Annotated in this window: 8 protein-coding genes; 5 read left to right on the top strand and 3 right to left on the bottom strand. The window is 64.2% G+C overall.

The features are described 5' to 3' along the window. Nucleotides 1–3: 3 nt before the first annotated feature. The 3 genes from ACFE64_RS13905 to ACFE64_RS13915 form a co-directional block, all read right to left on the bottom strand. Entirely contained in the window at nt 4–639 is a 636-nt protein-coding gene (locus ACFE64_RS13905; RefSeq protein ID WP_375393056.1) for a hypothetical protein, read from the bottom strand. A 94-nt stretch (nt 640–733) separates the two neighbouring features. Continuing rightward, nucleotides 734–1627, bottom strand: a complete 894-nt coding sequence (locus ACFE64_RS13910) for a hypothetical protein (protein ID WP_375393057.1) — start codon at nt 1625–1627, stop codon at nt 734–736. Nucleotides 1628–1958: 331 nt separating this feature from the next. Beyond that, complete coding sequence (locus ACFE64_RS13915) at nt 1959–3050, bottom strand: hypothetical protein (protein WP_375393058.1); 1092 nt, start codon at nt 3048–3050, stop codon at nt 1959–1961. A 677-nt stretch (nt 3051–3727) separates the two neighbouring features. Between ACFE64_RS13915 and ACFE64_RS13920 the strand changes: the two genes are divergently transcribed. The 5 genes from ACFE64_RS13920 to ACFE64_RS13940 all read left to right on the top strand — a co-directional run. Then, nucleotides 3728–4321 carry a hypothetical protein gene (locus tag ACFE64_RS13920; protein WP_375393059.1) on the top strand — a complete coding sequence of 198 codons (594 nt, stop codon included), beginning with the start codon at nt 3728–3730 and terminating at the stop codon, nt 4319–4321. Between the two features lie 60 nt (nt 4322–4381). Further along, complete coding sequence (locus ACFE64_RS13925; protein ID WP_375393060.1) at nt 4382–7219, top strand: class I SAM-dependent DNA methyltransferase; 2838 nt, start codon at nt 4382–4384, stop codon at nt 7217–7219. Beyond that, on the top strand, nt 7216–8274 hold the full coding sequence (locus ACFE64_RS13930; RefSeq protein WP_375393061.1) for an endonuclease NucS domain-containing protein: 1059 nt from the start codon (nt 7216–7218) through the stop codon (nt 8272–8274). The genes ACFE64_RS13925 and ACFE64_RS13930 overlap by 4 nt, the downstream gene beginning before the upstream one ends. Continuing rightward, nucleotides 8271–8474 (top strand): hypothetical protein, encoded by a 204-nt coding sequence (locus ACFE64_RS13935; protein WP_375393062.1) that lies wholly within the window; start codon nt 8271–8273, stop codon nt 8472–8474. The genes ACFE64_RS13930 and ACFE64_RS13935 overlap by 4 nt, the downstream gene beginning before the upstream one ends. Then, nucleotides 8471–9097 (top strand): DEAD/DEAH box helicase (locus tag ACFE64_RS13940; RefSeq protein WP_375393063.1); only part of this gene is annotated, 627 nt, incomplete at its 3' end. The genes ACFE64_RS13935 and ACFE64_RS13940, both read left to right, overlap by 4 nt.

Raw genomic sequence — 9097 nt, forward strand, 5'->3', positions numbered from 1 at the left:
ACATCAACCCGCCCGCTTCACGACCCGCAGGTGCCTGCGCTGGGTGACCCACGCATCGGTCGCCACCTCGGCGTCGAGGCCGGTCAACCCCGCCGAGCGGACGAACACGCGCCAGATGGCCAGCGCTTCGTCGCCGAGATCGTGGCGAAGCCTTTCGGTCCACCCCGACGCCCAGGCGCCGGACACCGTGTCAGCGTCCCACTCCGGCGCGCGGATAGCCATGTCGGCGGCGATCGTGGCGAGCGGCTCTGTGCCATGGCCAAGCGCGAGGTCGACCGCGCCGCCCCGCAACAGCCGGTGCAAGCGCCCAAGGAAATGGTGGGCGACGACCGGCGGGGCGGTCGCCGCCGCTTCGAGCAGCGCAGGCATCAGCACATGGTCGACGTGCCAGCCGACCAACGTGCCATGGACGGGAAGGCGGTTGGCGATGTTTTCTAGCACTGCCGCCTCCGGCTCGCCGGCCGGGATCACCGGGGTGCGGCGAGCGAAGTGCCAGTGGCCATCTTCGTGCGCAGCGATGAACAGGCCGATACCAATAAGATGGCGCTCGGCGGGACAGCGGCGATCGGTAGACCCCGGTACGTGCACGGGCACGGTCACGGCGGTCATGGCGACCCAGGTGTTGTTTGTATCGGTCATATCTATCCTTGGTGGGCGTGCGCGATCGCGCCGCCGGGCGAGCCGGCAGCCGATGACGTGGTGGTGATGATGGCGGTCGGTCAGCCCGACGACGTCAGAAGACGATGGCTGCTCCGGCAGCGAAGTCGACTCCGTCGCGATCCTGCGAGACCCGGCGCTCAGCTCCGGCCAGCGCTGCTGCCGCCCGCAGTGCCGGCGCACGAACCCGCGCAACCCGCGCTGGCCGACATTCGGCGAACGGCCGCAAGTGCGCGAGGCCCGGTTCACGCTCGAGCCACGCGGCGAGTTCGGCGAGCGGCAGGGTGATGCGCGTCTCGTCCGACTTCACGAAGGCGATGAAGTGCAGCCAGCACAGGTAGGTGGCAAGCACGTCCTCGCGGACGTAATCGCGTATCGCGCCATACTGCCGCGCCCGCCACAGTGCGCCGACCTCGCCACCGCTGGTGCTGGTCTTGATGGGGATGTCGAGCGCGTGGCAGATCTCGGCCAGCGCCACCGGCCGCGCTCCGCCCAACCCACCGAACTGATCGGCGAGGTCGCAATGCGCGCCTTCGAACCGCCCAGCGAACGCCTGTCGCGCCAAGCCGGCGTGATCGAAGCCGGGCACATGTTTCATCGCCTGGATGGCGAGCACGCGGTTGTCGAAGCCGCGCGAGTTGAAGCCGACCCCGGTCGCACCCGCCGGCAGCTGCTGCTCGACCTTCGCGTAGAACGTCGCTTCCTCACCCGGCTTGCACATCAGCGTGGCCAAGCGGAATTGATAGCCCTCGATGGTCCACCGCGCGGTCAGGAACGCCGCGGCAACCGGCCGATGCCGCGGCCATGGCGGAAACGAGCCGTCGGCCGGCTCCTCGTCGACGATGGTCTCGATATCATAGGCGACCACGTACTGCTCGTTGATCACGTCGCGTGGGGGCATCGTTCCTCGGCGCATTGATTGTCTCCTGTGCGTAAGCACGCCGCCGGACGGCGGTCGCGGATCGGCCACGAGGCGAAGGCCGACTTGGCCTTTTCCTCTCTCCCTGACCGATCACAGCAGCACCTCGCTGCAGAAGCGCCCCCGCGGAGCGTGGGAGCAAGACCAGAGGGCCGCGCCAGCGGTCCGATCCGAGCCGCCGCAGCGGCGATAACGAGCGTCAACGAGCCTTGACGGCGGCCGAGAGGTCCGGGCCTCCTGGAGCGAAGCGGAAGACGCCGTGGTGGTGGGTACAGCCCACAACTACGGTGTTGCGCCTGAGCGTAGTTGTGTGGCGTGCCACACAACTACGGTATTGCGCCTGAAAATCAGTGCGGACTCGTAGCCCGCACCTAACCTGCCCTCAGTCGGGGTGTCGCCACTTGAAGTGGGGCAGCTGCCCTCCGGCGAAGTTCTCGCTGCGCAGGTAGCGGACCCAGTGCGACCAACGCCGACTGCGTTCGAGTTCCTGGGCGGGAGACATGACGGCGAAGCGCCCGGGATTATCGATGATGATCGCATCGCACCGCTCGGGCGTGGTATCGAGGGCCTTGAACTCCTGCGGCGCGCGAAGCGACAATCCATAACGCAGGCTGCGTGAATGGACCGCTTGCTGGAAATCGATGCCCGCGGGCCACGTGGCGAGTGCTGTCCGGAGCTCCGCGACGGTGTCAGCTCCGACCAGCCCGAGCGTGTGAAGCCAGATCCTGATCGTCGAGACGGCCAATTGCGGCTTCTGCTTCACCCGGAACGGGCTGCGCTGCATCGCTTCGACCAATTCGGAGATTACGACCGTCTCGGCCACTGCCGATGCGGCCTGGCTATTCGGGGTCGGGGTGACGTCTGCGTCGCCGGAAACGGTGACCGCGGCGGGTATCTCGAGCGGAGCCCGCGTCGCGTCGACCGACCGGAAGATCGCGCGCGCCTCTGCCTGAGGCAGCAGTTGCTCGATCAGCTGCGGCGGCAGCGGCGTATTGTTGAAGCCGGGGCGTGCGCTATTGAAGCCTGCCGAGACCTCATGACCGGGCACCACGATAGCCCACAGTGCCGACTTCGCGACACCGAGCGCGAAGTTTCTGGCGACCTCGTCCGGTGTCGATCCGCCACCGTTCACTGCGATGCTGAACGAAGCGGCCAGGTCCTCAATGTAGCTATAAGCGGGCTCACTGAACGACGGCTTGCATCGAAATTCGCCGGCCGCTCGCTCGCGCGGCCAGCGCCGGCTGACCGTCATGACTTGGTCGAGATCAGCCGGCCCCAGCAGCGCGATCGTGATTGCCGCCGAACAGAGATCGACGGGAGTGACGCGCCACCATCTGCTGGCATGTTCGGCCACCCAGCTCATGCTGCCGACCATCTGGGCGGTCCGCGCCGCATGACTGGACACGAATTGGGGAGATGCCTGAAGGCTGACGCCCGAAGGAAGGGTGATCGAATGAATATTGGCGAAGGTCATGTGACGTGCTCCAGATCGTGAGGCTCGTCGCCCCAGCGACGACGAGAGCGTCCGGAACTTGATCCGGAACGCGATCGGCACGACCGATGTCCCCTTCCCGCGAAGGGCAGTCACCGAGGTGGTTCCGCTCACCTCGTCATTCGCGCATCAAGTCGATGCGGGCTCGATCCTGGACGCCTGTACGATCTCAGCCGTAGCTTCATCTGGGGCAGGCGTCCCACACCTGCGTGCGGTCGAGCGTTATCAATATCGGTGTTCGCGCTGTAAGGGTCAAGCATCGGCGGATTTGACCCCTCATCAAGCCATACTGGAGGGCCTGCCCGAGCAGGTTAGCGCGACGCTCCTCACCAACCTGAACCTTAGCAAGCGCGGTCGCGACTTAATGCCGGATTGAACGGATATTCTTGTTGGCGGTATCAGCCTCGGAGAAGGGGATGCCGAGCGCAAGATGGCTGCGCGGCCCGACATCTTCGCGATGACGGTGTTCCTAGTCGTCGTTGCCGATGCGACGTGGGGAATGTTCAGGCTGCTCTCAATGTGACGCCGCGGAGGCAGGTCGCCGCGCAGCTGGGCAGCCCATTGATTATATTAAGTCACCGGGGGGCGCTCTACCGACGAAACCGGGTGCCGTGGTGTTAACGGGTGCTCGTTAGCATGGAGGCATGTGGCGATCCTCCATGACCCCGGGCGTGGCCCAATTGCCGAAGAGAACGTGCCTCAGGCCGGAGAGCGCCCGATCACTGCTGCATGCCGAGCGGTTCGCGCGCAAGGCGCTGTCGCCGATGGACGCGGCGATCACCATCGAATTTAGCTCCGCGCTGGCCGGTAGCGTGCAGCCGTATGAACTGTTCCGGAAGATCTGGGAGAACACGCGACGCGCCTGGAATTACCGCGAGAAGCAGGGCGTGGCCCAAGGCACTTTCGATGCGATCGCCGTGTGGGAGCAACCGCCGAACGGGCCGATCCACGTTCACTGGCTGCTGCGCTGGTCGCCGCTCGACCGAGACGATCTCGAGCGGCGCATCCGTCGCGCACTGATGAAGCTCGCTCCCACCATGCCCAACCGCTGCCTGATGGTGCAACCCGCGACGACAACGAGCAAGTTCGCCAAGTATATGGCAAAGGGGATCGACGCCCCTTACGCCGACCACTTCTACCTGAAGCACTCGCCCCAGGGTCCGATCCATCATCGTCGAATCATCATCTCCCGATCCCTTGGCCCGACGGCTCGCAAGATCTATCGGCAGAAGACCGGGTTGTCTCCGCTCTGACACCCCCGCTTATCGAAAGCGCATTGCCTATCCCCTTCACCGACAGGCAAAGGTGTCGGTATGAACGCCGTAGAAATAGAAGAAGCCGTATCCGATCTGGCGCTCCAGCCGTTCGATGCCGCGGAGTTCGCCTTCCGGTTTCTCGCGGCATTCAGCGCCCGGGACACCACCCTCAAGCGGTTGCGTAAGGGCGACTCGAACCAGTCTGACGTTGCCGGCGGCGTGTTGTGGCGGGGGAACATCCACATCGCTGTCGCACCAGCGGGAGCGGTCGGCACCACCCTCGCCGCCCTGCGCGCCAGCCCCAGGACGACGGCGCAGAAGGCCAAGTTTATCTTCGCCACCGACGGCGAGACGGTGGAAGCGGAGGACCTGATCGGCGGCGATGTGATCGCCTGTTCCTACGCCGACCTGCCACGCCACTTCGCCACCTTCCTGCCGCTCGCGGGCATCTCCACCGTCAAGGAGATCAAGAACAACCCCATCGACGTGAAGGCGACGGGGCGGCTCAACAAGCTGTACGTCGAGCTGCTCAAGGACAATCCCGACTGGGCAACCGAGGAGCGGCGGCACGAGCTGAACCAGTTTATGGCGCGGCTGATCTTCTGCTTCTTCGCCGAGGACACCGGCATCTTCCGCGAAAACCAGTTCACCGCCACCATCACGCAGATGAGCCACGCCGGCCACGGCAGCGGCGACGAGCAATGGGGCAACACGCACGACGTGCTGACAGAGATGTTCCACGCGATGGACACGCCGGTCACGCACGACGGCAATCTCGATCCCCGCCACCGCGTCGCCGCCGGCATCCGGCCCTATGCCGACGTGTTCCCCTATGTGAACGGCGGCCTGTTCACGGGCGCGACCGACAGCCCGCGGTTCAGCCGCACGGCGCGCGCATACCTCCTGCGCGCTGGCGAGCTGGACTGGAAGGAGATCAACCCGGACATCTTCGGATCGATGATCCAGGCCGTCGCCGACGATGGCGAGCGCGGCGAGCTGGGCATGCACTATACCAGCGTGCCCAACATCCTGAAGGTGCTGAACCCGCTGTTCCTCGACAATCTGCGCGAGACGCTCGAGGCGGCGGGTGACAGCAGGCAGAAGCTGCGGAACCTGCGCAAACGGCTGGGCAGCATCCGCGTGTTCGACCCGGCCTGCGGCAGCGGCAATTTCCTCGTCGTCGCCTACAAGGAGATGCGCGCCATCGAGGCGGCGATCGTCGCGAAGCTGGGCGGCGAGGACAGCCTCAAGCTGGCCGACCGCCGCAGCATCATCCCACTCTCCAATTTTTACGGCATCGAGATCAAGGGCTTTGCTGCCGAGATCGCCCGCCTCGCGCTGCTGATCGCCGAGTTCCAGGCGGACTGCCTGTATCTCAGCCAGCAAGAGGCCCGCGCGATGGTGCTGCCACTGCACAAGACGGGGCAGATCACGGTTGGCAACGCCCTGCGGCTCGACTGGCTGAAGGTGTGTCCACCGGTGCGCGTGGCGACGGGCGCGGAGCAGGATCTGGGTGGACCAACCGGGCGACTGGCACTGGAGGCGAACGACCTGGACCACGGTGCCGAGACGGAGACTTATATCTGCGGGAATCCCCCGTATCGCGGCAGCAACTGGCAGACCAAGGAGCAGAAGGACGATCTGACGGCGGTATTCAAGGGCCGAACCGCGAACTGGAAGTCGCTCGATTATGTCGCTGGCTGGTTCCTGAAGGCCGCGAACTATGGTGGCTCGACGATAGGAAGTAGCGCGTTCGTCAGCACCAATTCCGTTGCGCAGGGGCAGCAGGTCCAGTTCCTCTGGCCTATGATCTTCGATGCTGGCCGTCGCATTGGATTCGCGCATACCTCGTTCAAATGGTCTAACTTGGCGAGCCACAAGGCCGGCGTGACTGTAGTCATCATCGGCCTTACCGGCGCTTCCGGCGCTGCTTCACTCTTCATAGAGAATGAGGCCGGTGAGGCCACGAGGCGGGTTGTTGACCAGCTGAACGCCTACCTGATTGCCGGTCCAAACGTCATCGTTTCGAAGGCCATGACTCCGCTAACTCAAGTCGCGCCCATGGACTTCGGCAACAAGGCCGACGACGGCGGATACCTCACCCTGTCGCCTGAAGCCGTGGATCAACTTAACCTAACGCCGGAGCAGCGGCGTCGCTTCGTGCGGCGGTTTTGGGGTTCGTCCGAGTTCATCAACGGCGACGGTCGCTACTGTCTGTGGATCGATGATACGGATCGGCAGGCGGCAGAAGCTATCCCAGCGATCGCAGAACGCATCGAGGCGGTGCGGCAGGCACGTTTGCGAAGCCCCGACGCATTCGCGAACAAACTCGCGCAGCGCCCTCATCAATTCAAGACTCCGCGCCGCCCGTCTGCGTCGGTGATCGTGACGCCTCGCGTCAGCTCTGAAAATCGACCCTACCTGCCGGTGGGCCTGATGGATGAGCAGTCGATCATCGGCGACCGCAATTTCGCACTGTATGACGCGCCGCTCTGGAACATGGCGCTGATCGCTTCCCGCCTGCATTGGGTCTGGATCGGAACCGTCTGCGTCCGAATGCGCACCGACTTCTCCTACTCCAATACTCTCGGCTGGAACACCTTCCCTGTTCCTAAGCTCACCGAACAGGACAAGGCGGACCTCGCCCGCACCGCCGAGAACATCCTGCTTGCGCGAGAGGCGCATTTTCCAGCGACGATTGCGGACCTCTACGATCCCGAGGCGATGCCGGAAGATCTGTACCGCGCGCATGAGGAGAATGATGACGTGCTGGAGCGCATCTACATCGGTCGCCGCTTCCGGAACGATACCGAGCGGCTGGAAAAGCTGTTCGACCTCTACACCAAGATGACCGCCAAAGCGCCGAAGCCGGCCAAGGGGAAGAAAGCCGCATGACGCGTCTGTTCCGCATCACCGAGCAAGGGCTCGTCGAGAGCCGCCGCAAGCCGCTCGACCTCGAAAGCCGGATCGAGGATTGGGTGGCGCGCGACCTCAGCCTAGTCGGTGTCGACGGCTTCGTCATTGGCCGCCAGGTTGCGACCGATCACGGCAAGCGCATCGACCTGCTGGCAATGGATGAGGACGGCAATCTCATCATTATCGAGTTGAAGCGCGACCGCTCGCCACGCGATATCGTCGGCCAGGTGCTCGATTATGCGTCTTGGGTGCGGCACCTGACCACCAAGGGCGTGCACGATCTGGCTCGCGCCGCGAGCGGTCGGTCGCTGCCGGACCTGTATCGCGATCGCTATGGCAAGGCTGTGCCAGAAACGCTCAACGCCTCGCACCAGATGATCGTAGTGGCGAGCGAGGTGGATGAAGCAACCAAGCGAATCATCGAATATCTGTCTGAGGAACATGATGTCGGCATCAACGCCAGTTTCTTCAATATCTTCGGCGACTCCGGCCATGAATGGCTAACCACCGACAACCTGCTCGATCAGGAAGAGGTGAAGGACCGCGCGGTCAAGAAGGCACGGGCGCCGTGGTCGGGGCTATACTATGTCACCGGCGGGGCGGAGGAGGACCGGCCGTGGGAAGAGTTGCGCCAGCACGGCATTTTCACCGCCGATGGCGGGCGCCACTATACCAACCAGCTCGACCGGCTCGAGATCGGCGCACCGATCTTCTACTATCAGAAAAAGACCGGCTATCTCGGTTATGGCCGCGTCACCACCCCCAGGACGCTCGCATCGGACTTTGTGCTGGCCGATGGGCGAAAACTCACCGACGTGCTGCCGACGCGGTACCTGACGCAATTCAGCGATGATCCGGATCGCGCCGCCTATGTCGTCGGCGTCGATTGGCAGTGCACATATCCACGGAACGAGGCCAAGACGTATCAGGGCATCTTCGCCAATCAGGCGATCGCATGTAAGATTTACGACCAACAGACCGCCGACTTCCTGCGCGAGCAGTTCGGCCTGCGAGCGGACGAGGCGGCGGGATGAGCGATTTCGAACCAGGCGGGGACGCCAAGGCGATCTCGCGGATCGCGTCCGTACGATATGGAGGCTTCGCTGCCATGTTCGAGAAGCATGGCTGGGCGGAACGGGGCTCCGACATGATGCGAAAGGTGCAGACGCGGGTGGAGGAGCACTATGGCTCGATCGCCGTCTTCGTCGACCATCACAACAAGGCTGACAAATGACCGAAATCCGACCCATTCCCGCTGTCCGCCTCGTCACCGGCCAGACCGGCGCGTCGTCCAGCGCCAACGAACTGGGTATGCGCCCGATGCAGGCGCGCGCCTATGCGCATCGTGGCGAGCAGTATCTGCTGATCAAGTCGCCGCCGGCCTCGGGAAAGTCCCGCGCGCTGATGTTCATCGCGCTCGACAAGCTCACCAACCAGGGCGTCAAACAGGCAATCATCGTTGTCCCCGAACGCTCGATCGGCGGCAGCTTCGCCGACGAGCCGCTGTCGGCGCACGGCTTTTGGGCCGACTGGACGGTGAAGCCGCACTGGAACCTGTGCAACACGCCTGGCGCTGATGACGTGAAGGTCGCCAAGTCGAAGGTGAAGGCGGTCGGCGAGTTTCTGGCGTCGGACGACACGGTGCTGGTCTGCACCCACGCAACCTTCCGCTTCGCAATCGACGAGCTGGGGATACAGGCTTTCGACGGTCGGCTGATCGCGGTGGACGAGTTCCACCACGTCTCGGCCAATCCCGACAACCGGCTGGGCGCGCAGCTGGGCCAGTTGATCGCGCGCGACAAGGTGCATGTGGTCGCAATGACCGGCAGCTATTTCCGCGGCGATTCCGTCGCGGTG

The organism is uncultured Sphingomonas sp., assembly GCF_964250165.1.
Classification (GTDB): Bacteria; Pseudomonadota; Alphaproteobacteria; order Sphingomonadales; family Sphingomonadaceae; genus Sphingomonas.

Bases quoted from the DNA above. Each gene is read 5' to 3' on its own strand.
- ACFE64_RS13905 (WP_375393056.1), bottom strand. From the start codon at position 639: ATGACCGATACAAACAACACCTGGGTCGCCATGACCGCCGTGACCGTG.
- ACFE64_RS13935 (WP_375393062.1), top strand. From the start codon at position 8,271: ATGAGCGATTTCGAACCAGGCGGGGACGCCAAGGCGATCTCGCGGATC.
- ACFE64_RS13915 (WP_375393058.1), bottom strand. From the start codon at position 3,050: ATGACCTTCGCCAATATTCATTCGATCACCCTTCCTTCGGGCGTCAGC.
- ACFE64_RS13920 (WP_375393059.1), top strand. From the start codon at position 3,728: ATGACCCCGGGCGTGGCCCAATTGCCGAAGAGAACGTGCCTCAGGCCG.
- ACFE64_RS13930 (WP_375393061.1), top strand. From the start codon at position 7,216: ATGACGCGTCTGTTCCGCATCACCGAGCAAGGGCTCGTCGAGAGCCGC.
- ACFE64_RS13925 (WP_375393060.1), top strand. From the start codon at position 4,382: ATGAACGCCGTAGAAATAGAAGAAGCCGTATCCGATCTGGCGCTCCAG.